The sequence below is a fragment of the Novosphingobium sp. P6W genome, from assembly GCF_000876675.2.
Classification (GTDB): domain Bacteria; phylum Pseudomonadota; class Alphaproteobacteria; order Sphingomonadales; family Sphingomonadaceae; genus Novosphingobium.
This window is the reverse complement of the sequence record NZ_CP030352.1, coordinates 1099619-1125424: the sequence shown is the minus strand read 5'-3', so window position 1 is coordinate 1125424 and position 25806 is coordinate 1099619. Positions and strand designations below refer to the sequence as shown.

At 66.0% G+C, this 25806-nt stretch carries 19 protein-coding genes; 6 read left to right on the top strand and 13 right to left on the bottom strand.

Annotated elements, in window-relative coordinates; all coding sequences use genetic code 11:
• Positions 1–76: 76 nt before the first annotated feature.
• The 5 genes from TQ38_RS05420 to TQ38_RS05400 all read right to left on the bottom strand — a co-directional run bounded on the left by TQ38_RS05420 (position 77) and on the right by TQ38_RS05400 (position 6686).
• Positions 77–1258, bottom strand: coding sequence for a hybrid sensor histidine kinase/response regulator (locus tag TQ38_RS05420; RefSeq protein WP_043976813.1), 1182 nt, complete (start codon positions 1256–1258; stop codon positions 77–79).
• On the bottom strand, positions 1258–1851 hold the full coding sequence (locus TQ38_RS05415; RefSeq protein ID WP_043976811.1) for a chemotaxis protein CheB: 594 nt from the start codon (positions 1849–1851) through the stop codon (positions 1258–1260). Before TQ38_RS05415 ends, TQ38_RS05420 begins: the two co-directional genes overlap by 1 nt.
• Positions 1848–2675 carry a protein-glutamate O-methyltransferase CheR gene (locus TQ38_RS05410; RefSeq protein WP_043976809.1) on the bottom strand — a complete coding sequence of 276 codons (828 nt, stop codon included), beginning with the start codon at positions 2673–2675 and terminating at the stop codon, positions 1848–1850. The genes TQ38_RS05415 and TQ38_RS05410 overlap by 4 nt, the downstream gene beginning before the upstream one ends.
• 13 nt (positions 2676–2688) lie before the next feature.
• A complete protein-coding gene (locus TQ38_RS05405; protein WP_043976806.1) occupies positions 2689–6108 on the bottom strand; it encodes a response regulator in 3420 nt (1139 codons plus the stop codon).
• Positions 6109–6218: 110 nt separating this feature from the next.
• Complete coding sequence (locus TQ38_RS05400) at positions 6219–6686, bottom strand: Lrp/AsnC family transcriptional regulator (RefSeq protein ID WP_043976930.1); 468 nt, start codon at positions 6684–6686, stop codon at positions 6219–6221.
• 86 nt (positions 6687–6772) lie between these two features.
• On the opposite strand from TQ38_RS05400, the gene alr reads away from it, so the two are divergent.
• The 4 genes from alr (at position 6773) to TQ38_RS05380 (ending at position 10541) form a co-directional block, all read left to right on the top strand.
• Positions 6773–7957 carry an alanine racemase gene (alr, locus tag TQ38_RS05395; protein WP_205316077.1) on the top strand — a complete coding sequence of 395 codons (1185 nt, stop codon included), beginning with the start codon at positions 6773–6775 and terminating at the stop codon, positions 7955–7957.
• Entirely contained in the window at positions 7954–9231 is a 1278-nt protein-coding gene (locus TQ38_RS05390) for a D-amino acid dehydrogenase (protein ID WP_043976800.1), read from the top strand. The genes alr and TQ38_RS05390 overlap by 4 nt, the downstream gene beginning before the upstream one ends.
• 42 nt (positions 9232–9273) lie before the next feature.
• Entirely contained in the window at positions 9274–9621 is a 348-nt protein-coding gene (locus TQ38_RS05385) for a RidA family protein (protein WP_043976798.1), read from the top strand.
• 515 nt (positions 9622–10136) lie between these two features.
• On the top strand, positions 10137–10541 hold the full coding sequence (locus TQ38_RS05380) for a MerC domain-containing protein (RefSeq protein ID WP_043976796.1): 405 nt from the start codon (positions 10137–10139) through the stop codon (positions 10539–10541).
• A 71-nt stretch (positions 10542–10612) separates the two neighbouring features.
• On the opposite strand, the gene TQ38_RS05375 is transcribed toward TQ38_RS05380, so the two are convergent.
• A complete protein-coding gene (locus TQ38_RS05375) occupies positions 10613–12751 on the bottom strand; it encodes a TonB-dependent receptor (RefSeq protein ID WP_043976795.1) in 2139 nt (712 codons plus the stop codon).
• A 221-nt stretch (positions 12752–12972) separates the two neighbouring features.
• On the opposite strand from TQ38_RS05375, the gene TQ38_RS05370 reads away from it, so the two are divergent.
• Positions 12973–14283, top strand: a complete 1311-nt coding sequence (locus TQ38_RS05370; RefSeq protein ID WP_043976794.1) for an Hsp70 family protein — start codon at positions 12973–12975, stop codon at positions 14281–14283.
• A 185-nt stretch (positions 14284–14468) separates the two neighbouring features.
• Positions 14469–16742: an NADP-dependent malic enzyme gene (locus TQ38_RS05365; RefSeq protein ID WP_043976792.1), complete on the top strand. Its 2274-nt coding sequence runs from the start codon at positions 14469–14471 to the stop codon at positions 16740–16742.
• Between the two features lie 100 nt (positions 16743–16842).
• Here the strand turns inward: TQ38_RS05365 and TQ38_RS05360 are convergent, their stop codons facing one another.
• From TQ38_RS05360 to nhaA, 7 genes are all read right to left on the bottom strand, one after another.
• Complete coding sequence (locus TQ38_RS05360) at positions 16843–18120, bottom strand: metallophosphoesterase family protein (protein ID WP_052505828.1); 1278 nt, start codon at positions 18118–18120, stop codon at positions 16843–16845.
• Between the two features lie 10 nt (positions 18121–18130).
• The gene (locus tag TQ38_RS05355) at positions 18131–21355 is read right to left on the bottom strand and encodes a TonB-dependent receptor (RefSeq protein ID WP_043976791.1); all 3225 of its coding nucleotides are present in this window, start codon (positions 21353–21355) and stop codon (positions 18131–18133) included.
• A gap of 147 nt (positions 21356–21502) precedes the next feature.
• Entirely contained in the window at positions 21503–22486 is a 984-nt protein-coding gene (locus tag TQ38_RS05350; RefSeq protein ID WP_052505827.1) for a FecR domain-containing protein, read from the bottom strand.
• Complete coding sequence (locus TQ38_RS05345; RefSeq protein WP_162792212.1) at positions 22486–23028, bottom strand: RNA polymerase sigma factor; 543 nt, start codon at positions 23026–23028, stop codon at positions 22486–22488. The genes TQ38_RS05350 and TQ38_RS05345 overlap by 1 nt, the downstream gene beginning before the upstream one ends.
• Positions 23029–23129: 101 nt before the next feature.
• Positions 23130–23822, bottom strand: coding sequence for a YitT family protein (locus TQ38_RS05340; protein WP_052505826.1), 693 nt, complete (start codon positions 23820–23822; stop codon positions 23130–23132).
• 155 nt (positions 23823–23977) lie between these two features.
• On the bottom strand, positions 23978–24472 hold the full coding sequence (locus TQ38_RS05335; RefSeq protein WP_043976788.1) for a hypothetical protein: 495 nt from the start codon (positions 24470–24472) through the stop codon (positions 23978–23980).
• A gap of 66 nt (positions 24473–24538) precedes the next feature.
• On the bottom strand, positions 24539–25714 hold the full coding sequence (gene nhaA / locus TQ38_RS05330) for a Na+/H+ antiporter NhaA (RefSeq protein WP_113941887.1): 1176 nt from the start codon (positions 25712–25714) through the stop codon (positions 24539–24541).
• Positions 25715–25806: the final 92 nt, after the last annotated feature.

Below are 25806 nucleotides of genomic sequence, written 5' to 3'. Positions count from 1 at the left end.
GCGTACAGGGCAAGCGGGATCGGCGCGGCGAAAGTTGAAGGTGCCGGGGCAGTTCAGACCAGCAGCGCCCGAGGCGCTATCCCTTGGGCACCGGAGGCACCGGCCCGATTTCCTCGACCTGCCCGTGGACGATCGGCAGCCGCACCGTGAACGTGCTGCCCTTGCCCTGCCCCTCGCTGGCGACAGAGATGCTGCCGCCGTGCAGCAAGACCAGCCGCCGCACCAGCGCAAGGCCGATGCCAAGGCCGCCCTGGGCATGGGCGCGGTGGTTTTCGACCTGAGTGAATATCTCGAAGATGCGCGCCTGCATGTCTGCCGGGATGCCCACGCCGTTGTCCGAGACGCGGATTTCCACCCCGGCCTCGTCCGCCGATGCGAACAGACGGATCTCCCCGCCTGCGGGCGTATACTTGGCGGCGTTGTTCAGCAGGTTGGCGACGACCTGCGCCAGCCGGGTATAATCGGCCTCAAGCCATACCGGCGCCTCGGGCATTTCCATCGTCAGGCCATGCCCGGCAGCGTCGATGTTGTGCCTGCTGCCCTCAACCGCCGAGAGCAGGACATCCTTCAGCGCGAACCGCCCGGTCTTCAGCGAAACCTTGCCTTCGCTGATCCGCGACACATCGAGCAGATCCTCGACCAGACGGGCGAGGTGAAACAGCATACGCTCCATCTGGCCGCGTATCATTTCGGCCTGTTCGGGCGCGCGCTGGCGGTTCAGCAGGTCCAGCCCGCTCATCAGCGCGGCAACGGGATTGCGCAGTTCGTGGGCCAGGACCGCAAGGAACTGGTCCTTGGCGCGGTCCGCCTCGCGCAGCGCCGCCGCCGAAACCGCCAGTTCGTCACGCTGGGCGGCGATCTGACGGCGCTGGCAATAAAGGTCGATGAATACGTTCGCCTTGCTGCGCAGCACATGCGGTTCGATCGGCTTGGCGATGAAATCCACCGCCCCTGCCTCGTACCCGCGAAACTGGCGCTGGCTGTCGGAACTGCCTGCGGTCACGAAGATGATGGGGACGTGCCGCGTGCGTTCGGAGCCGCGCATGATCTCGGCCAGTTCGAAGCCGTCCATGCCCGGCATCTGCACGTCCAGCAGCGCCAGCGCGACGTCGTTCTGCAGCAGCAGTTCCAGCGCTTCCTCGCCCGACTGCGCCTTTAGCAGGACAAGGTCGTCGCGCTGCAGCAGGCCTTCCAGCGCAAGCAGGTTGGCGGAAAGGTCGTCCACCAGCAGGACCGGAACAGGTGCGTTCGCCGCCATCACCGCGTCCCCGCCGCCAGCAGCGCCGCGACGATCCCGTCGAGCGACAGCCTGCGCGCCTCGCGGCAGGCTTTCAGCGCCGCCTCGGGCATCGCGCGCGCATAAGCACTCGCCGGATCCTGCACGAGCGTCACCCCTCCCGCTTGCGCCACAGCGGCGAGACCTTGTGCCCCGTCCTCATTGGCTCCCGTCAGCACTACACCGACAAGAGCCGGACCATAGGCGTCCGCAGCGCTTTCGAACAAGACGTCGATGGAAGGGCGCGAGAAGAAAACCTGCTCATCGCGCGAAAGCGAGATCGTCCCGCCAGTTTCTACCAGCATGTGATAATCGGGCGGCGCGAATGTCACGGTGCCGGGCAGGATAGGTTCCTTGTCCTCACCTTCGGCCACCGGCAGACGGCACTTGGCCGCAAACAGCGCCGTCAGTTCGCTGCGCCGGCCCGGAGGGACGTGGACGACGATCAGCACCGGCAGCGCATAGTCTTGCGGCAAAGCGGGCAGGATGTGGAGCAGCGCCTGGATCGCCCCGGCCGAGGCGCCGATCACGACTGCATCCGGCGTGCCGCGCCCGCTTTTGCTCCGTTCGCTCAAGCCTTGCGCCTCTGGTAGATCTTTTCCTCACGCACGAATTCCGAGAACGCGTCGACATGCTCGGAAAAGCGCAAGGTTTCCTTCGAGCCGAGGCCGAGGAAACCGCCCCGCCCCAGCGAATCGCGAAACAGGCCGACAGCGCGGTCCTGAAGATCGCGATCGAAATAGATCATCACGTTGCGGCACGAGATCAGCTGCATCTCGGAAAAGACCGCATCGGTAACCAGGCTGTGATCGGATAAGACCACCCGCTCGCGCAGCGACTTGTCGAACACTGCGCCGCCGTAGCCGGTGCTGTAATAGTCCGAAAGCGATGCCTTGCCGCCCGACAGCCGGTAGTTTTCGGTAAAGGCCTTCATCCGGTCCAGCGGGTAGATGCCGCGCGATGCGGCCTCCAGCGCGTCCTGGTTGATGTCAGTGGCATAGAACAGCGTGCGGTCCTCAAGACCTTCCTCGCGGAAAAGGATCGCCAGCGAGTGAAGTTCCTCGCCCGCGCTGCACCCCGCGATCCAGACCTTGAGCGAGGGATAGGTCTTGAGATGCGGCACTACTTTCTCGCGGATCGCCTTGAAGTACGTCGGGTCGCGGAAGAAATCGCTGACCTGCACGGTCAGGAAGCGCAGCACCCCTGCGGCAGCGGCCGGATCGTGGAGCAGCTTGTCCTGAAGCGCGGAGTATGTCGCCACGCCCTGCCGATCGCGCGCCTGCCGCAGCCGGCGCTTGATCGAAGCCTGCGCGTAATTGCGGAAGTCGTAGTGATAACGCCGATAGAGCGCCTCCAGCAGGAGGCGAATCTCGATGTCCTCGATCTTCTCGTCTTCCATGGTGCCCGCAGCCTTAGCGCGGCATCCAGACGCGGACCAGCGAGAGCAGCTTGTCCACGTCCAGAGGCTTGGCCATGTAGTCGTTCGCACCGGCTTCGATGCAGCGTTCCTGATCGTCGGGCATGGCCTTGGCGGTCAGCGCGATGACCGGCAGCCTGGTCCAGCGCGGGTCCTGCCGGATCGCGCGGGTAGCGGTCAGCCCGTCCATCACGGGCATCATCACGTCCATCAGCACCAGGTCGATCCGCCGCGCCTCGTCGCCCGATGCGCTTTCTAGCGCGTCGAGTGCTTCCTGCCCGTTGCGCGCGATTTCCACTACCGCGCCCTGCGGTTCGAGGATGTTGGTGAGCGAGAAGACGTTGCGCACGTCATCCTCCACCACAAGGATGCGGCGACCTTCCAGGATGGCATCGCGGTTGCGCGCGGCGCGGATCATCGTCTGCTGTTCGGGCGGCAGTTCGGTGACGACCTGGTGCAGGAACAGCGAGACCTCGTCGAGCAGGCGCTCGGGCGAACGTGCGCCCTTGATGATGATCGAATCCGAATAACGGCGCAGGCGCTGCTCGTCCTCGGCGGTAAGGTCGTGGCCGGTGTAGACGATCACCGGCGGGAACGAATAGGCGTTCTCCTTGGAAAGCGTCTCCAGCAGCGAGAAGCCGCTGGCATCCGGCAGGTTGAGATCGAGCACCATGCAATCGAACGTCTGCGTCTTGAGCGCCTCGAGGCACTCGGCGGCCGTGGCCACGCCCACCGTCTCGACCTCGCCGGTGGCCAGCAGCCTGCCCACCGCATCGCGCTGGACGTCGTCGTCCTCGACGATCAGCACACGCCGCGCGTCCGACGTCAGCTTGGCGGCCAGCGCATCCAGCACACTGGCCAGTTCCTCGCGCTTCACCGGCTTGATGAGATAGCCGATCGCGCCGAGCGACAGCGCGGTCTGGGTGTGATCGCTGCCCGAGACGACGTGGACCGGAATGTGCCGCGTATCGACGTCGCGCTTGAGGCGGTCGAGCAGGGCAAGGCCGGACTGGTCGGGCAGGCCCACGTCCAGCACCACGGCATGCGGCTTGAAGGTGCGGGCAAGATGCAGCGCTTCCTCGGCGGTCCCGGTGACGAGGCACTGGAAGCCCATCTCGCGCGATATGTCGCGCACGATGCCGGCGAAGGAAGCATCGTCCTCCACCACCAGCAGCACGCGCTGGGTAGAGGTTAGCCCGTCGCGGTCGTCTTCCACCTGCCGCTGCAAGGGCGCGGGGCGCGCCTTGGCGACCGGCGCGGCGGCGGCCGCCATCGGTGCGGGCAGGCTTGCGGCCACAGGCTCCACGCGCGCCGCCACTTCGCCGGGGTCATAGGCGACCGGCAACGAGAGGGTGAAGCGGCTGCCTTGCCCGGCCACGCTGGTAAGCGATATCGAACCACCCAGCAGACGCGCCAGTTCGCGCGAGATCGAAAGGCCAAGACCGGTGCCGCCATATTTACGGCTGACGGTTCCGTCCGCCTGGCGAAACGCCTCGAAGATGGCCTGCTGCTGCTCCTCTGGAATGCCGATGCCGGTATCGACGACGGAAATCAGGATGCGCTCATCGCCGTCCGGCTCCACTTCCAGACGGACGCTGCCCGCCTCGGTGAACTTGAACGCGTTCGACAGCAGGTTCTTGAGAATCTGCTCGATACGCTGGCGATCAGTCTCGATCATGCTGGCCGCGCCGGGTGCGACGGCGATCTCGAAGGCCAGTTTGCGGTTCATGGCGATGGGCTGGAAAACCTGCCGCAGATCGCCTGCCAGACGTTCGACCAGCACCGATTCCGGCCTGATCTGGAGGTGGCCCGCCTCGATCTTCGACAAGTCGAGAATATCGTTGATGAGCGCCAGAAGATCGTTGCCGGCGGACTCTATGGTGCGCGCATACTGCACCTGCTCGCCGGTCAGGTTCTCGCCCCGATTGTCGCCGAGCAGCTTGGAGAGGATCAGCAGCGAATTGAGCGGCGTGCGCAGTTCGTGGCTCATGTTGGCGAGGAAGTCGGACTTGTAGCGGCTGGCCTGTTCCAGCTCGCGCGCCTTGAGTTCGACGGCCGAATTGGAGCGGGCCAGATCGTCGCGTTGCGATTCCAAAAGCTGCGCCTGTTCCTCCAGCTGCGAATTGGTCTGCTCCAGCTCGACCTGCTGCTGTTCGAGGTTCGCGGCCGATTCCTTGAGCGCGCGGCCCTGCTCTTCCAACTCCTCGTTGGAGACACGCAGTTCCTCGCTCTGGACCTGCAGTTCCTCGGTATGGTGCTGCAACTGCGCGCGGTAGCGGGCCGAACGCAGGCCCACGCCCACCGCCCCCGAAATCTCGGACAGGAACGCCAGGATCTGATCGTCGACGGGTTGCAGGAAACCCAGCTCGATCACGCCCTGCACCGTCTTGTCGGCAAAGACCGGGGCGATCAGCAGATGGCGCGGCTTGTCGCTGCCGAAAGTGGAGCCGATGGTCAGGTAGCCGTCGGGAATGTCGGCCAGCAGCACCGGCTCGCCGTCCGCCGCGACCTGGCCCAGCAGGCCCTGACGCAGTGAAAAACGCTCCACCAGCTTTGCATCGGCCGGTACGCCGTAGGAGGCGACGCGGCGGTAATGCCCGCCCTCGGCGGCGAAGAGTGCGCCGGCCTGGGCACCTGTGAAACGCACGAGGAACGCCAGCACGCTATCGCCCAGCTGCTCGCTGTTCTGGTCTCCCAGCATGACGGCGCCAAGATCGACCTGGCCGGCCTGGAGCCACTGCTGCCGATCGGCGGCGAGCGCGGCGCGGCGGATCAGCAGGCCGATCGCCAGCGTCAGGACGATACCCAATGCGCAGGAAAGCACGCCGCTGACCCAGGCGGAGCGATAGGCCTGCGCCATCTCGGCCTGCCGGCCGAGCCGCAGCCGCGCTTCTTCCTGATGCATGGTTTCGAGCTGCGCGCGCACTTCGTCCATCTCGATCTTGCCGCGATCGGTCTCGACGATGGCAAGCGCGGCACCGATGCCGACATTCTTGCGCACCTCGACGGTTTCCTTCAGCTCCGCCAGCTTGCCGTCGATATGGCGGCGCAGGGGCTCAAGCCGGGCCTGCTGCTGCGAATTGTCGCGCGTCAGGGTAGCGATGGCCTCGAAACGCTGGTCGACGTCGGCCACCGCACGGCTGTAGGGCGCGAGGTAGCTGTCCTTGCCGGTGAGCAGGTAACCGCGCTGGCCGGTCTCGGCGTCCTGCAAGGAGGACATCAGCGCGTTCACCGCCACGATCACCTCGTGCGAATGGGCGATCTTCTGCGCATCATCGCGCAGCACGCGGACGTTGAAATACGCAACCGTCCCGCTGACGAGGAAGAACAGCACCGCCACTAAAAGGCCGAATGCGGAGCGGGGATCGAGGCCGCGTTTCGAAGGGGAGCCAGCGCGATGGGACGTAACTTGCATTTACCTGCCAGAATGGGATCACTGTAAGGGTCCCGCTTGCGGTGATTCCGAGGCAAGATCAAGGTAATCCGACGTTCGCGGCCGGGCTGCCCCCTACCGCCGCAGCCCCCCTACCGCCGCTGACGGCGGGGCCGCAGGGCATCGCGCATCGCGAAGCTGGAACTGATCCGCGTCACCCCCGGCAGGCGGGAGAGGACTTCGCCGTGGATCGCCTCGTAGGCGGCCACGCTTTCCGTGCGCAGGCGTAGCCAGTAATCGACATCGCCGGTCATCAGGAAACATTCACGAACTTCCGGGCATTGACGCACCGCATGTTCGAAGCGCGAAAGATAATCGTCGGTCTGCCGGTCGAGCGTGACCTGGACGAGGATGTCGACGCCGCGCTCGTCATCCTCGTGGGGGCCGGTAATCACGGTGTAGCCCCGGATCACGCCGCGATCCTCGAGGATCTTGATCCGGCGCAGGCACGCCGAGGGAGACAGGCCCACTTCCTGCGCTATCTCGGAATTCGGACGCCGCCCGTCGACGCGCAGCAGGCGCAGGATCGCGCGATCGATGTTGTCGGGAGTCCATGACATGGTATTGCACACACTTCGCATGAAGTTGCAGAGTTCCGCATCTTGTAGCGGATCATGCTGCTGTCTGGCAGAAAATTCGGTGGAACATGCGATATGATCATCCATCCGGCCAGCGCCGGGAAAACAACGCGGGGGCTTTCGTGACGGCCGGTGCAGTCCTGACCATCGATTTCGAGGCTCTGGCCGCGAATTACCGCCTGCTCTGCCGGCAGGTCGCACCTGCGCAGGTTGCTGGCGTGGTCAAGGCGGACGGCTATGGCCTGGGCGCTGCCAAAGTCGCCAGCACCCTGATCGGCGCAGGCTGCCGCCACCTGTTCGTGGCGCTGCTGGGCGAGGCGCAGGCCCTGAAACCCGATCTGCCCGGCGACATTCCGCTTTATGTCCTGAACGGCCTGATGCCCGGCGCCGAGGCCCAGTGCCTGGCGATCGGCGCGATCCCGGTGCTCAATTCGCTCGACCAGATAGAGCGCTGGGCCGCGCTGGCCGCAGCGCAGGGACGCAAACTGCCCGGCGTGCTGCAGGTCGACACCGGCATGTCGCGCATGGGCATGCCGGCGGATGAGATCGACGCGCTGCTGGCCGCCCCCGCCCTCCTCGAACACATCGACCTGCGCCTCATCATGAGCCACCTTGCCTGCGCGGACGAACCTGCCGACGGCGCCAACGCCGCGCAGGCAAGCCGCTTCGAGGCAATCACCGCGCGGTTACCAGGGGTGCCGCGCGCGCTGGACAACAGCGGCGGCGCATTCCTGGCCCGCGGCCATTTCGACATCGTGCGCGCCGGCATCGCGATGTACGGCGGTGCACCCTCGGACGGGGAGAACCCGATGCAAGCCGTCGTCGCCCTCGAAGCGCGCATTGCCCAGTTGCGCACGATCCCGGCAGGCACCGGCGTCGGTTACGGCCTGACCCATCACGTCTCCCGCGAAAGCCGCATCGCCACGATCCCGATGGGCTATGCCGATGGCTGGCCGCGCTGCCTGGGTAACCGGGGCAGCGGTTTCATCGCCGGCATCCGCGTGCCGGTGGTCGGCCGGGTGTCGATGGACAGTATCACCCTGGACGTGACCGAGGTTCCGGCCGAGCACCTCTATCCCGGCGCGCCGGTGGAACTGATCGGCCCGCATCAGACCCTTGACGCCGTGGCAGCGGACGCAGGCACGATCTCCTACGAAATCCTCACCCAGCTCAGCCGCCGATACGAACGGGTCCACCTGCCCGTCCTCGACGCCGAGCACGACACCAGGCACGACCGGAGCAGCGCAGCATGAAGATAGCGATTCTCGGCAGCGGCGTCATCGGGGTGACCTCGGCATGGTATCTGGCACAGGCGGGGCACGAGGTCGTCGTGGTCGACCGTCAGAGCGGGCCGGCGCTGGAAACCAGCTTTGCCAATGCGGGCGAGATTTCGCCGGGATACGCTTCCCCCTGGGCAGCGCCGGGCATTCCGATGAAGGCCGTACGCTGGCTGATGATGCGTCACGCCCCGCTGATCTTGCGCCCCCATGCCGACATGGCGATGCTGCGCTGGCTGACGGCGATGCTGGGCAACTGCAACGCCCGCGATTACGCGATCAACAAGAGCCGCATGGTGCGCCTCGCCGAATTCAGCCGCGACCGTCTGATCGAGCTGCGCGGCGCAACCGGCATCCGTTACGACGAGCGTAGCCAGGGCACTCTCCAGCTGTTTCGCGAACAGAAACAGCTCGACGGCGTGGGCAAGGATATCGCCGTGCTCAAGGCCGACGGCGTGCCGTTCGAGGTTCTCGACCCCGCCGGATGCGTGGCCGCCGAGCCCGGCCTCGCCCATAGCGAAGCGGCGCTGGTGGGCGGTCTGCGCCTGCCGCACGACGAGACCGGCGACTGCTTCAAGTTCACCAATGCCCTTGCGCAAATGGCGGCGGCGCAGGGCGTGCGCTTCCTGAACAACACCGCGATCACCCGGCTCGCGGCCGAAGGCGGGCGCATCACCCATGTCGAGATCGCCCATCCCGAAACCGGCGCGAGCAACCTTGTCGCCGATGCCTATCTGGTGGCGATGGGCAGCTATTCGCCGCAGCTGGTGGCGCCGCTGGGCATTCGCCTGCCGGTCTACCCGGTAAAGGGCTATTCGATCACCGTGCCCATCGTGGACGCGGCGCGCGCGCCTGTCTCCACCCTGCTGGACGAAAGCTACAAGGTGGCGATCACGCGGTTGGGGGACCGTATCCGTGTTGGCGGCATGGCCGAGATTTCAGGCTTCACCAAGGACCTGCCGCCCGCCCGCCGGGCAACGCTGGAGCATTCGGCAGGCTCGCTGTTCCCCGGCGCGGGAGACATGGCGGCCGCATCGTTCTGGTGCGGACTGCGGCCGATGACGCCGGACAGCACGCCGGTGATCGGCGCCACCAAGGTCTCCAACCTGTTCCTCAACACCGGCCACGGCACGCTGGGCTGGACGATGGCCTGCGGATCGGCCCACGTCATCGCCGATATCATCGCCGGGCGCGCCCCCGCGATCGAGACGGCGGACCTTGCGATCAGCCGCTACCGTAACGCCGCCTAAACGCACCTAGCCAGACACGGCGACCACGCAAAAGGACCGACAATGACCATCACCCGCATCGACCAGGGCGCCCGCATGAGCGAGGCCGTGATCCACGGCGACACCATCTACCTCGCCGGTCAGGTGGGCGAAGAAGGCGCCAGCGTAACCGAGCAGACGAAGACCACCCTCGCCGAAATCGAGGCGCTGCTGGAGAAGACCGGCAGCAGCAAGGACCACCTGCTGATGGCCACGATCTGGCTGGCCGACATTGCCGACTTCGAGGAAATGAACGCCGTGTGGGATGCCTGGATCGCCGGCCACCCCGCCCCGGCCCGCGCCACCAGCGAAGGCAAGCTGGCCGCGCCCGGCTACAAGGTCGAGATCATCGTCACCGCCGCCAGAGCGTGATGCGGAGCGCGCGCGGGGCCTGCCGAGGCCGCGTGCGCCCTCCCTTAAGCGCTGATCTTGACAATTTTAACCGTATAGGTTATATGCTGCAACGTGACGGGTCGGGGGTGTGTAGCTGACACTCCATGTTCCCGGCGCGGCCGGCGTCCGGTGCGGACCGGACAAGCCGCAAATCAGGGATGCGTGGATGAACTTGAGGGTGTGCCCTCAGGGAAGAGGGCAAGAGTGCGAACCCGCCCCCTCACCCCCACGCACCGCAGGGTCGAGCTGGAAGTCCCACGAGGTCACGCTCCTTACCAGCCGTTCGCAGACAAAAGGCAGGGCCCAGCACTAGTCGCCTGATGCTGGCGACCAAACCCAGCGCCGGCCGCAGCCCGTCCGCTGAATTTCCCTGGCGTTACCCCGCGCTCGCCGGCGGGTGATGGCGCGCGGCAAAATTCCTCGCCTCACATGCCTTGAAAAGTATGATACGTTATCACATATCTAAATCTCAATTCCCCAATCGAAAGACCGATATGACCGTTCAGACCCCCGGCGCCCGCGTGGAAGGTATTCTCGACGGGTTTGCGGTCTGCGCGTCGTTCGCGTGCATGGTGCATTGTCTTGCCCTGCCGCTGGTGCTGGCGGCGCTGCCCGCCGTGGCGGACCGGATCGGCGCGGGTGAAGGCTTCCATGCCGCCGTCCTGCTGATCGCCCTGCCGACGAGCGCGCTGGCGCTGGTCGGTGGCTGGCGCCGTCACCGGGCTTTCGGTCCGCTGGTGGTCGGGATTGCCGGATTGCTGCTGATGGGCTTCGGGCTGGTCTTCGCCGAAACGCATACATTGGAAACCGGGCTGACGGTCGCCGGCAGCCTGCTGCTTGCCGCGGCCCACATCGCCAACTGGCAGCGGCGCAGTTCGGTGCGCTGCCACGCGGGCTAACCTCGCGCGATCATTGGATTGGAACAGTTCTCCGGGGCAGCGCTGACCGCCCCCGGAGAAACACGTCTTGGTCAGAAGTCCAGCTTGGCGGTCAGGCGGATGTCGCGGCCGGAAAGCGGGGCGTAGTCCTTGAGGAACGAGGCTGCGCGGCGGGCAACCACGTCGAAGATGTTGTTCGCCGACAGCGCGAAACTGATCGGCCGCTCAGTGCCCCAGGGACGCACGTTAACCTCGGCGTTGACCATGGTGTACCCGTCGGTCGGGGTTTCGAAGTCGGAGATCCGCTTCTGGTTGGTCACATGCTCCACTTCGCCGCGCAGGTCGAACTTCGGCGCCTGGAAGCTGAGGCCGCCCAGCACGCGCAGCGGCGGGATGCGCGGCGCCGGGCCAACGCTGACGATATTGGCATGGACATAATCGCCCAGCGCATCGGCGACGATCTTCGAATCTCCGAAGCGGGCCAGGGTCAGCGTTCCCTGCGCCTCGAACCCGTAGTAGCGCGCGTCGGCCTGGTACGATTGGTAGACCGGCAGGCCATCCTCCAGCGCGCCCGTCTGGCCTTCGTAGATGAAGTTCGAGAACCAGGTGTGATAGGCCGATGCCTCGAAGGTATAGTTCGTGCCCTTGCCGCGCAGGATCGCCTCGACGCCCCAGGACTTTTCGAGCTTGAAGTCGGGATTGCCGATTTCGAACGCCTCGGTTCCGGCATGGGGTCCGTTGGCGAAAAGCTCCTCGGCCGAAGGCGCGCGTTCGGTGCGCGACAGGTTGAGGCCGACGCGCCAGTCATCCGACAGTGCGTAGGATGCGCCCAGCGAGCCCGAGACCGCATCGAAAGTGCGGCTGCCGTCAAAGAACTGCGACTGGTCGACAAGCGGGTTGGCGCTGAGGTTGGTGTGCTCGTACCGCGCGCCGGCTTCGAACTTGAGCGCGCCGTAATCCAGCTGCTGAAGGGTGAAGAGGCCAACCTGGCTGGTCGAATTCTTCGGCAGGAAAGCCTCGTCGCCCACCACGTTGAAGTCGCGCGTGAACAGCTGCGCGCCGGTGACGCCGCGCCAGGCGCCCTGCTTGGCCTGGGTGAATTCCAGGCGGCCCTCCATGCCCTTGTTGTAGAACGCCGTGCCGACCGAGCCGTCTTCCTCCAGTTCGAAGTGCGAATAATCGGCGTAGCCGAGCCGCATCGAGACCTTGTCGAGGAAGCCCGAGTTCACGTCGATCTCCGCGCGGGCGTCGACGCGGTCCTGCTTCAGCTTGAGGCGCGGTGCTTCCTGCTCCTCGCCCTCCTGCGTCGCATAGCGCACCGGCACGCCGTAGAGGCTGTCGTAATGGCCGTAGGAAATGCCGAAGTTGCCGCTGTCGCCGATGTAGGCGATGCCGGCACCGGCGGTCCAGGTCTTGGCGGCGGTGTTGGGCAGCTTGCCCTTGACGCCTGCATTGGCGGCGAAGTCGATCGGCTCCGCGTCGGCAGGGTCGGCAGGCTGAAGGCCGGAAGCCAGCGCCTGGGCCCGCAGCGCCGGTGTCAGCGCATGGCCGCCGATCCGCACGTCATCGCTCTTGAGATAGCTGCCGTCGACATGGGCGACCCACTGCGAGGACAGCGGCACATCCACCGCGCCCGAGAAGGAGCGTTCGTCGGCCGCCGAACCATAGCTTGCCAGCGCGCCGATGTGGACCGCTTCGGTGGGCACCCTGGTCGGAATGCGCTTGTCGATCACGTTAACGACACCGCCGATCGCGGAGGAACCGTAAAGCAGCGACTGCGGCCCGCGCAGCACCTCGATACGCTCTGCCAGCAGCGGGTTGACGACGACGGCGTGGTCCACCGAGGTGTTCGACACGTCGATCGAACCGATGCCGTCGGTCAGGATGCGCACGCGCTCACCCTGCAGGCCGCGCAGCACCGGGCGCGAGGCGCTGGGGCCGAACGAGGTGGCCGAAACGCCGGGCTGGTGCTGCAAAGTCTCGCCGATGGAGGGGCGAAGCGACTGCGTCAGTTCGCTGCCCTGCACCACCGCCACGCTTGAAAGCATGTCCTGCCGATTGGTGGGCAGCACGCCGGTGACGACGATCTCGCTGCCCTGCCCGGCGTGGTAGGTATCGTCCTTCTTCGAGGTTGCCGCCGCATCCGCGCCTGCGTCACTCGTTTCGGCGTAAGCAGCGGCAGGGAGCAGGACAGCCGCAAGCGCGCAGCCGGAAAGCAATCGAAACCTCATGGGGAACCTCGAACGTAATGGAATAACATATCTGAGTAGGCGCGAACGGGGGAGGACTCGCGCTTTCGCAGCGATTACACCCTTCGATGATACGTTACAACATCATTTCCATATTGTTGCCAAATTCGTGCTGCACCTGCGAGAGCAGTGGTTACTGTTGCGCGATTTGCCGTCCACTGTCATAGGCTCCGGCCGCTTGCGCTCAGAAGGAATTTCACGCCATGTCCGCCGTGCAGGCCATTGGTATCGACTTCGGCACCACCAATTCGGTAGCCGCGTTGACGACGGCGAAAGGCGAGGCCAGCCTCGTCGACTTCCGCGCTCCCGGCGGCTCCGCCTCGGTATTCCGCACTGCGCTGTGTTTCTGGCAGGACCCGGACGTTCGCGGCGGCCCAATGCCCGGCGTCGCGCATGAAGCCGGACCCTGGGCGATCTCGGAATTCCTCGACTTTCCGCAGGGCAGCCGCTTCCTCCAGTCGTTCAAGTCGGTGGCGGCGAACCCGCTGTTCGATCAGGCGACCATCTTCGAAAAGCGTCTGCGCTTCGAGGAACTGGGCCGCGTGTTCCTGGAACACCTGATCGCGCACGGCGGCGCGGCACTGAAGACCCTGCCCGAGCGCGTGGTCGTCGGCCGTCCGGTCCGCTACGTCGGTTCGCGCCCGGACGAGGCGCTGGCGCGCACGCGCTACGACGCGATGTTCGGGATGCTGGGGCGCGAGGTCCATTACGTCTACGAACCGCTCGGCGCCGCCTATGGCCACGCCTCGAAGCTGGAAGATGCGGCGACTTTGCTGGTGGCCGATTTCGGCGGCGGCACCAGCGATTTCTCGATCGTGCGCGTCGATGCCCCCGGCTCGGCGCGGCGCTGTGTGCCGCTGGGTTCGGCGGGTATCGGCATCGCCGGCGACCGCTTCGACTTTCGCATCATGGACCGACTCGTTCTGCCGATGCTCGGCAAGGGCAGCACCTACCGCTCGTTCGACAAGGTGCTGGAGATCCCCGACGGCCACTTCACCGATTTCGGCGACTGGTCGCGCCTGGCCCTGATGCGCAACCGGCGCACGCTGGCGGAACTGGCGCGGCTGCAGCACAGCGCCACCGATCCCGCCACCATCGGGCGCATGATCGCCGTGGTAGAGAACGAACTGGGCTATCCGCTCTACGAAGCGGTCGGCCGCCTCAAGCGCACCTTGTCGAGCGAGAGCCACGCGGCGTTCCATTTCAAGAGCGACGACCTGACCATCGAGGCCGAAGTGAGCCGCGCCGAATTCGAAAGCTGGATCGCGCCGGACCTCGCACAGATCGCGGAGACTCTCGACACCGCGCTCGCCAGCGCGGGCCTGCGCGCGGATCAGATCGACCGGGTGTTCCTGACCGGCGGCTCCTCGCTGATCCCCGCCGTGCGCGCACTGTTCGAGCAGCGATTCGGCTCGGGCCGGATCGACAGCGGCAACGAGCTGACTTCGATCGCGCATGGCCTCGCCCTGATCGGACAAGCGGACGAACTGGCCGAGTGGACCGTCGCGGTTTAGCCATAACCCCGCACCGGATCGCGGCCGGAACGGTATCGAGGCCCCGAATTGCTTCCCCTGTGTGTCTGATCGGCGTTTTTGCGCCCTCCCGGCTCGACAACGGCGGCGTAACCGTGTTTGGGGGCACAGCGCTGGCCAATCGCTACGGCGATGCGCCCCCGGACGACTGAGGACAGGACTGGATAATGGACGAGAACCTTCGCCGCGCGGCACTTGATTACCACCTCCACCCGCGCCCGGGTAAGCTGGCGATCGAGCCCACCAAGCGCATGGTCAACCAACGCGACCTCGCGCTGGCCTACTCGCCCGGCGTCGCCGCGCCCTGCATGGAGATCGCGGCGGACCCGTCCAAGGCGCTGGATTATACCGCGCGCGGCAACCTCGTCGCAGTCATCACCAACGGCACCGCCGTGCTGGGCCTTGGCGCGATCGGCGCGCTGGCCTCCAAGCCGGTGATGGAAGGCAAGGCCGTCCTGTTCAAGAAGTTCGCCGATATCGACGTCTTCGACATCGAGGTCGACACCACCGACCCCGAGAAGTTCATCGAGGCGGTGGCCCTGCTCGAACCGACGTTCGGCGGCATCAACCTCGAAGACATCAAGGCCCCGGAATGCTTCGCCATCGAGGCCGCGCTGAAAGAGCGCATGAACATCCCGGTGTTCCATGACGACCAGCACGGCACCGCCATCACCGTGGCCGCCGCCGTGCGCAACGCGCTGGTGCTGCAGGGCAAGACGCTGGCCGATGCGCGCCTCGTCACCTCGGGCGCGGGCGCAGCGGCGCTGGCCTGCGTCGACCTGCTGGTGACGATGGGCCTGCCGATCGAGAACATCACGCTGACCGACAAGGATGGCGTCATCCATTCCGGCCGCGAAGGCATGCTGCCCAACATGGCCCGCTATGCCCGCGCGACCGACGCGCGCTCGCTGCCCGAGGTCCTGCCCGGCGCCAGCGTGTTCCTGGGCCTGTCCGCGCCCGGCGTGCTCAAGCCCGAGTGGCTGCCGCTGTTGGCGCCCAACCCGCTGATCTTCGCGCTGGCCAACCCCGAGCCGGAAATCCGCCCGGAAATCGCCCGAGAAATCCGCCCCGACGCGATCATCGCCACCGGCCGGTCGGACTATCCCAACCAGGTCAACAACGTCCTGTGCTTCCCCTATATCTTCCGCGGCGCGCTGGACGTGGGCGCGACCCAGATCAACGAGGCGATGAAGGCCGCCGCCGCCGAGGCGATCGCCGCCCTCGCCCGCATTCCCGCCGATGACAGCGTGGCCCAGGCCTATGGCGGGCGCCGCCTGGTGTTCGGCCCCGAATACATCATCCCCACCCCGTTCGACCCGCGCCTGATCGCCGAGATCGCGCCCGCCGTCGCCAAGGCGGCGATGGACAGCGGCGTCGCCACGCGCACGGTGGACCTGGCCGAATACAAGCGCTCGCTGGCCGCCCTCAACACGCGCTCGGCGCAGGTCATGCTGCCGGTGTTCCAGGCCGCGCGCGGCGCGGGCAAGCGCGTTGCCTACGGCGAGGGCGAGGACGACCGCGTGCTGCGCGCGGTGCAGGACGCCCTGCACGAAGGCATGGTGCGCCCAACCCTGGTCGCCCGCCGCCGTATCCTCGAACAGAAGCTGCCGGAACTGGGCCTCCAGTTCAAACTCGACGAAGACGTCGATGTGGTGGACCCCGAAACCGACCACGAACTGATGAGCGAACTGGTCGAGGGCTACCGCGCCGTCGCCGCGCGCAAGGGCGTGCCTGCCGCCGAAGTGCTGCGCCACGCCTATCGCCGCCCGACCATAACCGCCGCCATGCTGCTGCGCCTCGGCCATGTCGATGCGGCGCTGGTCGGCGGCAACTCGGAATACTGGGGCCAGGTCGAACACGTCCTGCGCATCATCGACCGCACCCAGCCCCACGGGCGCGTCTATGCGCTGTCGGGCCTGATCCTCGATGCCGGCGCGCTGTTCATCACCGATACCCACATGGTCCCCGATCCCACCGCCGAACAGGTGGCGGAGATGAGCGTGCTGGCCGCTGCCGCCGTGCGCCGCTTCGGGCTGGAGCCGCGCGTGGCGTTGCTGTCGCACTCCAACTTCGGCTCCTCGCACAGCCCCAGCGCACGCAAGATGCGCGCTGCGGCGGCCATGGTCCGCGCCTCGGCGCCGGACCTGCTGGTGGACGGCGAAATGCATGCCGATGCCGCGCTCAGCCAGGCGCTGCGTGACAAGCTGGTGCCCGACAGCCGCTTCGAAGGCGCGGCCAACCTGCTGGTCATGCCCAACCTGGACGCTGCCAACATCACGCTGACGGCGCTCTCGGCATCGTCGAGCTCGCCCACCATCGGGCCGATGCTGCTGGGCCTTGCACAACCGATCCACGTCCTGTCGCCGGGCGTCACCGCGCGCGGCATCCTCAACCTGACCAGCATCGCGGTCAGCGGCGTGGACGACGCCGCACAGGACTGAAACCGAAACGACGAACGGGCCAATCCGGGGCGGTCGCACCACCCCGGATTGGCCCGCGACTGCACTGCTCGCGAAGAAGAGTGCAGCCTTAACCGAACGATCAGTGCTTGGTCACGGTCACTTCGTCGAGCGCATCGCCCGTCGCGGTGAAAGCGCGGTAAACCAGCTTCTGCTGGTCCACGTCGATCACCTGGTAAGCCTGCGTGCGCGAAGCCGACTTTTTCGCCCAGGGCAGCGAGCCTACATCATACATCTTCGGCCCCGCCACCGAGACGGCGTAGGTCGACCCGGCATCGTCCGTGGTGGGGCCATCCGGGCCGATCGCGCCGCGTGCATAGCCATGGTCGTGGCCCTGCAGCACCAGATCGACCTTGTACTTGTCGATCAGCGGTTTCAGCGCCGCGCGGACCTTGGGATTATCGCGGCCCGGCTCGCTGGAGAACAGCGGAAAGTGCAGGAACAGCACCGTCCAGCGGCTGGGGTTCTTTGCCAGCAGGCCCTCCAGCCACTTCACGATCGCCTTTTGGGCGACGGGATCGCGGTCTACCTGCATCGAATCGATCGAGATCAGGCGCAGGCCCTGATAATCGGTGTACCAGTTGGTTTCGCGGCTGGTCGGGACGTCCGCCGGCCCGTTTTCCGGCAGGGTAAACTGGCGGCGCCACTGGCCGTTGATGGACGAACCGGCGCGGGCGTTCTCGTCCTTGACGTATTCGTGGTTGCCCGGCGTGGGCATCTGGGGCGTCTGGCCATACAGGAACCCGCCCGAGGCGAACCATTCGCCCCATTCGGCATCGCTGTCGTGCTTGTTGATGAGGTCGCCGGCGTGGATCACGAAGGCGGCGTCCCCTGCGTGCCGGAAGGCCATGCGCAAGGTGCGCGAGGCTTCGGACAGGATCTGGTTCTGCATGTCGCCCATGTAGATGAAGCGGAACGGGGCGTTCGCTTTCGCTGCGGTGTGGAACTGCAGCCACTCGGACCAGTGGGCGCCGTCGCCCACGCGGTAGGCATAGACGGTGTCCGGCTCCAGCTCTTTGAGCACGGCGGAATGGTAGGCGGCGCGGAACGCCGGGTCCTCGCGCACGGGCAGCGTGGCATCGTCGGTCACGGCGGCCAGCGTCATGGGCGACTTCACGAAGTCCGGGCCATTGGTGGCCTTGGCATATTGCACCTGTCCGGCCAGCCCCGGCGCAGAGCGCCAGGTCACCGCCATCTCGGTCACCGGGTCGGCGGTGAGGTTCAGGACGATGCGCTCGGGCGTGACGGTTGCAGGAGCCAGCGTGACCGGCGCCGGGGCGGCGGGGGCATCAGCCGCCCCCACCGCTGCGAAGGGAAAAGCAGCGCCCAGAAGCAGGGCGCCGGCAAGGATCGTCTTCATATCAATTCCCTCAGAAGATCGCGTTGAAGCCGACCGAGATGGTCCGCCCGTTCTTCACGTAGCCCCGGCTGGCGCCTTGCCCCGACGACACGGTCTCCCAGTAGGTATGCGCATCGAACAGGTTCTGGACCTGCAGCTGCACCGAGGACTTCTTGAGGAAGGTCTTGCGGAAGGTCAGGTCGACGAAGCTGTAGGCCTGCTCGTACGGGTTGTTGCCGAAGTCGTTGATGCCGCCCATGAACTTGGACTGATAGTTCCACGCACCGTAGACCTCGAAGCCCTTGTGCTCCCAGAAAAGCTGGAGGTTTACGATGTTGTCCGGCGTTTCCATCAGCGGCAGGGTGTAGCCTTCCGGGTGCCACGAAAGCCCGGTCACCGCCTTGGAGCGCTGCATGGTCACGTTGCCGCCCACGCCCAGTCCGCCGAGCAGACCCGGCAGCCAGTGAAGCTGCTGCTGCACGCTCACTTCCACGCCGTAGACTTCCGCCCACTTGCCGTTGTTGGGCATGGAAATCGCCACGCCGGAAGGGTCTACGTTTTCACCCAGCGTTCCGTCGCGGATGTTGCTGGACGAGGAGCGGAACAGGAAGTTGGTGATGTGCTTGTAGAACAGTGCAACCGAATAGGCCCCGCTGTTGCCGGCATAATGCTCCAGCGACATGTCGAGGTTGACCGAACGCATCGGCTTGAGGTTCGGGTTGCCCTGCTGGATCGCCAGCAACACCCAGTCGGACGTGGGGTTCTGCGTGCCGTCGCCATCGGGATCGACATCGTAGGCATATTCGCGCGCGGAACTCATGCGGGCGATATCGGGACGGGCGAAGCTGGTCCACACCGCGCCGCGCAGCTTGGTGCGCTGGTCGAAATCGTAGTTCACGTGGACCGAGGGCAGCACGTTGGTGAAGCTGGAACGGTCGGTGGTGTAGCGCATGCCCAGCACCTGATCGAGGTTGTAGGCCTCGATCTTGTTGCGCGTGGTCTCTACGCGGACGCCGGCGATGACCTGCGCCTTGCCGAAGCGCGCAGTGGCCATCGCATAGCCGGAAACCACCCGCTCGTTGAAGCGGAAGCTGTCCTCGTCGGACAGCGTGGCTTTCGAGGGATCAACCGCGAAACCGTCGAAGATCGTGCTGTTGCCGTCCTTGGCGCCTTGCAGTTCGGCCAGCATCTTCTCGTTATCGATGGTCGTGCCAAGCTGGTACTGGCCGCTATAGGCGCCGCCGAACAGGCTGGTCACGTCCTTGCCGAAGAAGTCGGAGAAATCGGCAAGGGTGCCGTCGGCATCGAGGTTGAGGAACGAACCCTGATAGGTGCGGCGCTGCGAATCGTAGAACTTGCCGCCCGCCTTGACCGAATCCAGCCACGCAATATCGGGCTTCCACGTCACGTTGAACTGGGCCTGCCACAACTTCTCGCTGCTACCGCCCACCTCGCCTTCGAGGCTGCTGAACGCATATTGCGACGGGTCCTGCACGCCCGCCATGCCGGCGTCGGTCAGCAGCCACTTGGGGAAGCGCGAGTCCGCAGAACTGTCGAAATACACGCCCTCGTTGCCCAGCCAGCCATACTTGTCGCTGCGGAACTCCATCGTGTAGCCGTCGTCGAGGTTGTCCTTCGACTGCGAGTACGAGACATCATAGTCGATCGTCACCGTGCCCAGCCGCGACACGCCGCCGATGTTGGCGGAAGCCAGGTTGCCGGTTTCGTTGGTGGCCTCCCAGAACCGGCGCAGGCGGAAGCCCTGCGGGTCCCAGGTGCCCGATCCGCCGTTGAGCGTGTAGAACGACCTGGCCGAACGATCAGCATCAGTGATCCGGCCATCGCCGTCCCGGTCGACGATCTGGCCCACGGTGTAGCCGTAGATATTGCCCAGCTTCGCGTCCTGGCCGATGATGCTGTCGTCCGGCGCAGCCAGGCTGGTATCGTCGGTGTTGACCTGCGACAGGCGCGCCGAATTTTTGCTGGTGTCGTTGCGGAAGTTCAGGCGGTTGAGGAATTCCTTCTTCTGGTACTGATTGTACTGGCCGCGAACGTGCATGTCGTGGTTGTCCGAACGGTAATCCAGGCTGGTGTTGCCGCCCCAGCGCTTCACGTCGGTTTCGCCGAAGCCCAGGTCCATGCCGCGCATCACGAAGCGGTCCGGGTCCCAGCCCAGCGTCTCGCTGTTGTCGTACCAGCTGTCGGGCTGGTTATCGCCGTCCACGCCGTTCTTCTCGAACTGCGACTTGCGGCGGCTGTAGCTGCCCGAGACGAAGATGCCGAAGTTATCGCTGAACTGGCGCGAAAAGGCGCCCGAGAGCTGACCGTATTTACGATGGTCGAACTTGTCGAGCATGCCGCCTTCGCCGGACAGGCGAAAGTAGGTGGGGTCCTGATCGAAGGCGGTTGGCGTGGAAATGTCGATCGAGCCGCCCAGCGCATCGCCGTCGCGGTCGGGCGTCAGGGTCTTGTAGACGGTGATCTGCTTGATGCCGTCAGGCGGCAGGACCGAAAGGCGCACACCGCGGTAGAAGTTGTTGTCGCGCGACCCCGCGCCGCCCAGACGCACGCCGTTGATCGAGTAGTTGTTCAGCTCGGTGGACAGGCCGCGAACGGTGATGCGGTCGCCCTCGCCGGTGCTGGCGCTGCGTACCGCGTTGACGCCGGGCAGGCGGGCCAGCGCTTCGGACACGTTGTTGGCGGGCAGCTTGCCCATGTCATCAGCGGTGATGCTGTCCGAGATCATGTCGCTCTTGCGCTTGGTCTCCAGCGAACGCTGCACCGCCGCGACATAGCCGGTGACGACGATCTCACCGTCGACCTTGTCCTCCGCAACTTCGGCGGTGCGGCTGGCGCGGGCCTTGGGTCGCTTGTCGGCGCGCGGCGTTTCGGCATTCAACGCGGCGGTGCGGGTCTTGGCGGCCAGCGGCTTGACGATGATCGTGCCGCCCCGGCGCTGCGTGTCGACATTGGCCCCGCCTACAAGCTGCGAAAGCGCCCGCTCGGCCGACATGGTGCCCGATACCGCCTGGCTGCGACGACCGCGCAGCGCGTCGGGCGAAGCCGCCACGGGCACTCCGGTAACACGCGAATACTGCTGCAGTGCGCGGGCCAGATCCTGCGCGGGAATGGAAAAAGCGAAGCTGCGCTCGGCAGCAGCATGAGCCTGAGACGACGCAGCCATACCCCCGGCAAGCGTCGCAAAAGCAATCGCCAGTGCCGAGGCACCGGCGACAGGCTTGGTCAGACGAAACATATAAGAATTACCCCTAATTCATAAACCGATCATGGGGCAGACGGAGTTCGGTTCCCAAACCCGACAAATATTTTTTCTTACATTTCCGCGTCTTATTAATGAATTTCTCGTGACACTCACGATCCGCGCCGGTTCGCCAAAATCGCCTTAACGCGACAGAACGTAAGCGCCGCCTTCTTCGCGCCAGCGCAAGTCGTGGATCGCCGCGATCGCGTCGAGCACGTCGGCCGGTCGGTCGGTCTGGAAGCGGCCGGTCACCAGCAGTTCGCCCAGCGCCGGATCGGACAGCGCCACGGGCCGGGCCGATGTGCGGTTGAGCCGCTGGACCAGTTGCAGCACGGGCGTGTCGTTCGCTTCGTACCACCCCTTGGTCCAGCCGGGGCGCTGCCCGGTCACGCCGCGCAGGCTGCGCACCCGCTCGCCCGATACTTCTAGACCGCTGCCCGCCGGCAGGCGCCATTGCCGCCCGGCCCCGGCATCCACGCTGACCAGCCCGCGATAGACCTGCACGACATGGGTATCATCGTCGAGTCGGTCCACATCGAAAGCCGTACCCAGCACCGAAACGCTGGCGCCCCCGGTATCGACCGAGAAGCCGCGCAGCCGTTCGTGCGCAACGTCGAAGAACGCCTCGCCCGCTTCCAGCGCCACATGGCGCGACCAGGGCGTGATCCGCACCGCGATGCGCGTGGCGCCGTTCATGCGGATCGTCGAACCATCGGACAAGGCGACCACGCGCGTCGTGCCGCGCGGCGTTGCGAAGGCGGCTTCCTCCACCAGCAGGCGCGGCGCCATGACCACGCCCAGCACCAGCGCCAGCGCGGCGACGCCCAGCCCTGCCCAGCGGCCTGTGAATGCCCGCCGCCATGCACGGCCCGGTCGGTAGTCATCATCGTTCGAGGCGATAGGCTCCCTAGAAGCCGCGATCGTCTCGCCGTTATCCCTGAGGGCGCGATGCAGCCCCTCGGACTGCCATATCGCACTCAGCCGCGCATATGCTTCGACGTGGCGCGGGTCCTTGAGTATCCAGCGGTCGAACTCGGCCGCCATTTCGGCGTCCTGCACGGGCCGGCTCATGCGGTCGATCCAGCGGGCGGCCTGCCAGTCGATGTCGTGGAATTCGCTGCCCATCAGTCCTGCCCCACCAGATCGACGCCGGCCTGTTCGAGCGCCTTGCGCAAGTCGATCATACCACGCGTTATGTGCTTTTCGACGGCCTTGGCGCTGATCGCAAGGTCTTCGCCGATGGAGCGGCAGCTTTCCTGGTTCAAACGGCGCCGGATCAGGACCTCGCGCCGCAAGGGCGGCATTCGCCGCAGGCAGCGATTGAACACATCGACCGCACGGCGGGAATCGAGCACCCGGTCCATCGAGGGTTCCTCGCTCTGCCATTCGTCGTCCACTTCGTCGGACAGACGCCTCTCGCGGCGATGCATGTCGGTCAGCAGGTTGTCGGCGATACGGAATGCCAGCGCGAACACGCTGCCGATCTGCTGCGTGCGGCCCAGTTCGACCAGCCGTGCGACGGTTTCCTGCGCAATGTCGTCGGCGATATCGTGGCGTCCGCTACGCCCGCGAACATAGCGCTGGACGGCGGTCTGGACCGCGTCCCACCCGTCCTGACGCGGCGCAGTTCCGGGCTGTGCCTCCAAATCCCTGATCGACGACAGCACGCGAACCCCCAAGCCCCGGAAAGTCGCGCTCGTTAATGACAGGTCATGACAGTTTCACGATAGCGGCCCCGCATGATGCATTTGCGCCGCACGGGGGGTGATTACGAGGGATCTTCCTGCCCACGCCGCGATCTTTTCAAGGCCTCTTTCAACCGGCCGCGATCCACCGTGTACGGCGAAAATCCCGCGTAGCGACCCGGACGCAGCCACAGTCCGGTGACCAGCCCCATCGACGCCGCGCTCAGGGTGGACCAGGCCACGCTGACCAGCGGCATCATCGCGGCAGCAGCGGCAAGGATCACGATATCGATCGACAACTGGGTGCGGCCGATGTTCCAGCCACGCTTGCGGCTGAGCCATACCGTAACAACGCCGATGCCGCCCACGCCGGTCCCGTGGCGAACGAAGGCCAGCGTGCCCATGCCCAGCAGGCAGCCCGCACCGATGGCGGCCAACGCCGGGTCACGAACCTGCAACTCCAAAGTATGGCCGACCGCGATCGACAATGCCGCTATGGCCGCGCTGCCCGCCACCGTGCGCAACGTGAACAGCGATCCCATGGCGCGAAAGGCCAGCACCAGGAACGGCAGGTTCAGCAGCGCGAAAAGCAGGCCCGGCGGAAATTGCAGGTCGCGCGGCAGATAATGTCCAACCAGCAGCGCGACGCCCGCCATGCCGCCCGTCACCAATCCCGCCGCGTTTAGGATCGCAAGCCCCAGCGCGATCAGCAGGCCGCCGACCAGCAGCGCCAGCGCATCCTCGAAGGTGCCGTGCGGACGCTCGCCCGTTGCCATCACAAACCCCTTCGGCTTGAGCGCGGCACAGGAATGCGCAGCAGCCCGGGCCGCGCACCGTCATTGGTGAGAGAAATCATGCCCTTGCGCATAGCACGGATGATGCTGCAGCGCTGTTCGAAAAATGCGCATCCACGTACTTTCATTACCAGCCGTCAGAAGTAGATATCGATGTAGTCTGTCAGCCCATCGCACCATTCGAATTCTCGCAGGCGGTAGTAATTCCGGTTCTGGGTAACCGCGAAGTGCCAGGTCTTGGTCTTCTTGCAGGAGCGACCCTTGTCGGGCGTGTCGGTGATCTCGATCGTGCCGTCGAAGGTGAAATAGCCGGCGCCGATCTCGCTGATCGTGCCGTCCAGGAACAGGCGGCCCGGCCCACCCGCCTCGGCCTGCGCACCGCGCAGCCGCAGGGTCTCGCCGTCGCGCCGGACATAGGCGGTGCCGCGCGTATTCCAGTCCAGCCACTGCAGGGTCAGGCCCTTGTTGGCCAGCAGGCGCTGCTCTCCGGCGCGGTCGAGCACCCGGGTGGGCTCCGCCGACAGCGCCGGCGGAGGGGCTGCTTCGTCGGCCAGAGCCGGCAGCGCGGAGGCGGAAATCAGCAGGCCCGTCAGCGCAGGCAGCAGAGTCGAATTCAGGATTCGGGCAAACATGCCTACGAGGCTAATCAAACAGGTCCCGCTTGGCCAGCCCGCCCCTAATGCGCAGATTCCGCGCCCTCACGCCGGGACCTTCTTGCGCGCGGCGAAGCGTAGGACCAGGTATCCCGCCAGCGCCGAAACCAGCGATCCGCCCAGCACGCCGATCTTCACCTCGTCGATCAGCAGCGGATCGCTGAACGCCAGTCCGCCCACGAACAGGCTCATCGTGAAGCCGATGCCGCACAGCAGGCACATGCCGTAAGTCTGCAGCCAGGTCGCGCCGCCGGGGCGCTGGGCGATGCCGAAACGCGCGCAGAGCCACACGGCCAGGAACACGCCCAACTGCTTGCCCAGGAACAGGCCGCCCGCCACGCCCAGCGGCAGCGGAGCGACGAGATGCTCCATGCCCAGGCCCTTGAGCGAGACACCCGCGTTGGCGAACCCAAACAACGGCACGATGCCGAATGCGACCCACTTGTGCAGGCCGTGCTCCAGCCGGTGCAGCGGCGATTCCGCGCTGTCGGGCGCGCCCGGGGTCACGCGGATCGGGATCAGGCTGGCCGCCAGCACGCCCGCGATCGTCGCGTGGACACCCGAAAGCAGCACCGCCAGCCACAGCAGCACGGCAAGGCCAAGGTACGGCCACAGCTTCTGCACGCCCGCACGGTTAAGCACCAACATCACGCCCATGATGACGGCCGCCGCCAGCAGCGCCGGGCCGTGGATGCCGCTGGTATAGGCCAGCGCGATCACTGCGACGGCGCCCATGTCGTCGACGATGGCGACCGTGGTGAGGAACAGCTTGAGCGAGGCCGGCACCCGGCTGCCCAGGATGGCCATCACGCCGATGGCAAAGGCGATGTCGGTCGCCGCCGGGATCGCCCAGCCCCGCGCCAGCCCCGGCGCGGGCCCCGCGATCGCCAGATAGATCAGCGCGGGAACGATCATGCCGGCAGTCGCCGCGATGGCCGGCAAGGCGCGGTCCGCCCAGCTGGAGAGATGCCCGTCGACGAACTCGCGCTTGATCTCCAGTCCGACGAGCAGGAAAAACAGCGCCATCAGCCCATCGTTGATCCAGTGCGCCAGCGACATCGGCCCGACCATCAAGTGCAGGGTGTGGAAATAGGTGTCGGCCAGCGGACTGTTGGCGACGACAAGCGCCAGAGCCGCAGCCCCCATGAGCAGGATGCCGCCAGCAGCCTCGCTGCGCAGGAAGGCGCGCAATGCGGATGGCGGGCGTTTGGAAGTCATCATGGTGGCTGGTCCAGCCCTTGGTTGGTCTGCGTTCAAAGCTTCATGGCGCATCCAGCGCGGAGCGCAAGGCGGTGGACCGCACGTAATGCGCG

Bases quoted from the DNA above. Each gene is read 5' to 3' on its own strand.
- TQ38_RS05335 (WP_043976788.1), bottom strand. From the start codon at position 24,472: ATGTTTGCCCGAATCCTGAATTCGACTCTGCTGCCTGCGCTGACGGGC.
- nhaA (WP_113941887.1), bottom strand. From the start codon at position 25,714: ATGATGACTTCCAAACGCCCGCCATCCGCATTGCGCGCCTTCCTGCGC.
- TQ38_RS05350 (WP_052505827.1), bottom strand. From the start codon at position 22,486: ATGGGCAGCGAATTCCACGACATCGACTGGCAGGCCGCCCGCTGGATC.
- TQ38_RS05400 (WP_043976930.1), bottom strand. From the start codon at position 6,686: ATGTCATGGACTCCCGACAACATCGATCGCGCGATCCTGCGCCTGCTG.
- TQ38_RS05375 (WP_043976795.1), bottom strand. From the start codon at position 12,751: ATGAGGTTTCGATTGCTTTCCGGCTGCGCGCTTGCGGCTGTCCTGCTC.
- TQ38_RS05410 (WP_043976809.1), bottom strand. From the start codon at position 2,675: ATGGAAGACGAGAAGATCGAGGACATCGAGATTCGCCTCCTGCTGGAG.
- TQ38_RS05405 (WP_043976806.1), bottom strand. From the start codon at position 6,108: ATGCAAGTTACGTCCCATCGCGCTGGCTCCCCTTCGAAACGCGGCCTC.
- TQ38_RS05390 (WP_043976800.1), top strand. From the start codon at position 7,954: ATGAAGATAGCGATTCTCGGCAGCGGCGTCATCGGGGTGACCTCGGCA.
- alr (WP_205316077.1), top strand. From the start codon at position 6,773: ATGCGATATGATCATCCATCCGGCCAGCGCCGGGAAAACAACGCGGGG.
- TQ38_RS05360 (WP_052505828.1), bottom strand. From the start codon at position 18,120: ATGAAGACGATCCTTGCCGGCGCCCTGCTTCTGGGCGCTGCTTTTCCC.
- TQ38_RS05370 (WP_043976794.1), top strand. From the start codon at position 12,973: ATGTCCGCCGTGCAGGCCATTGGTATCGACTTCGGCACCACCAATTCG.
- TQ38_RS05365 (WP_043976792.1), top strand. From the start codon at position 14,469: ATGGACGAGAACCTTCGCCGCGCGGCACTTGATTACCACCTCCACCCG.
- TQ38_RS05420 (WP_043976813.1), bottom strand. From the start codon at position 1,258: ATGGCGGCGAACGCACCTGTTCCGGTCCTGCTGGTGGACGACCTTTCC.
- TQ38_RS05340 (WP_052505826.1), bottom strand. From the start codon at position 23,822: ATGGCAACGGGCGAGCGTCCGCACGGCACCTTCGAGGATGCGCTGGCG.
- TQ38_RS05380 (WP_043976796.1), top strand. From the start codon at position 10,137: ATGACCGTTCAGACCCCCGGCGCCCGCGTGGAAGGTATTCTCGACGGG.
- TQ38_RS05355 (WP_043976791.1), bottom strand. From the start codon at position 21,355: ATGTTTCGTCTGACCAAGCCTGTCGCCGGTGCCTCGGCACTGGCGATT.
- TQ38_RS05385 (WP_043976798.1), top strand. From the start codon at position 9,274: ATGACCATCACCCGCATCGACCAGGGCGCCCGCATGAGCGAGGCCGTG.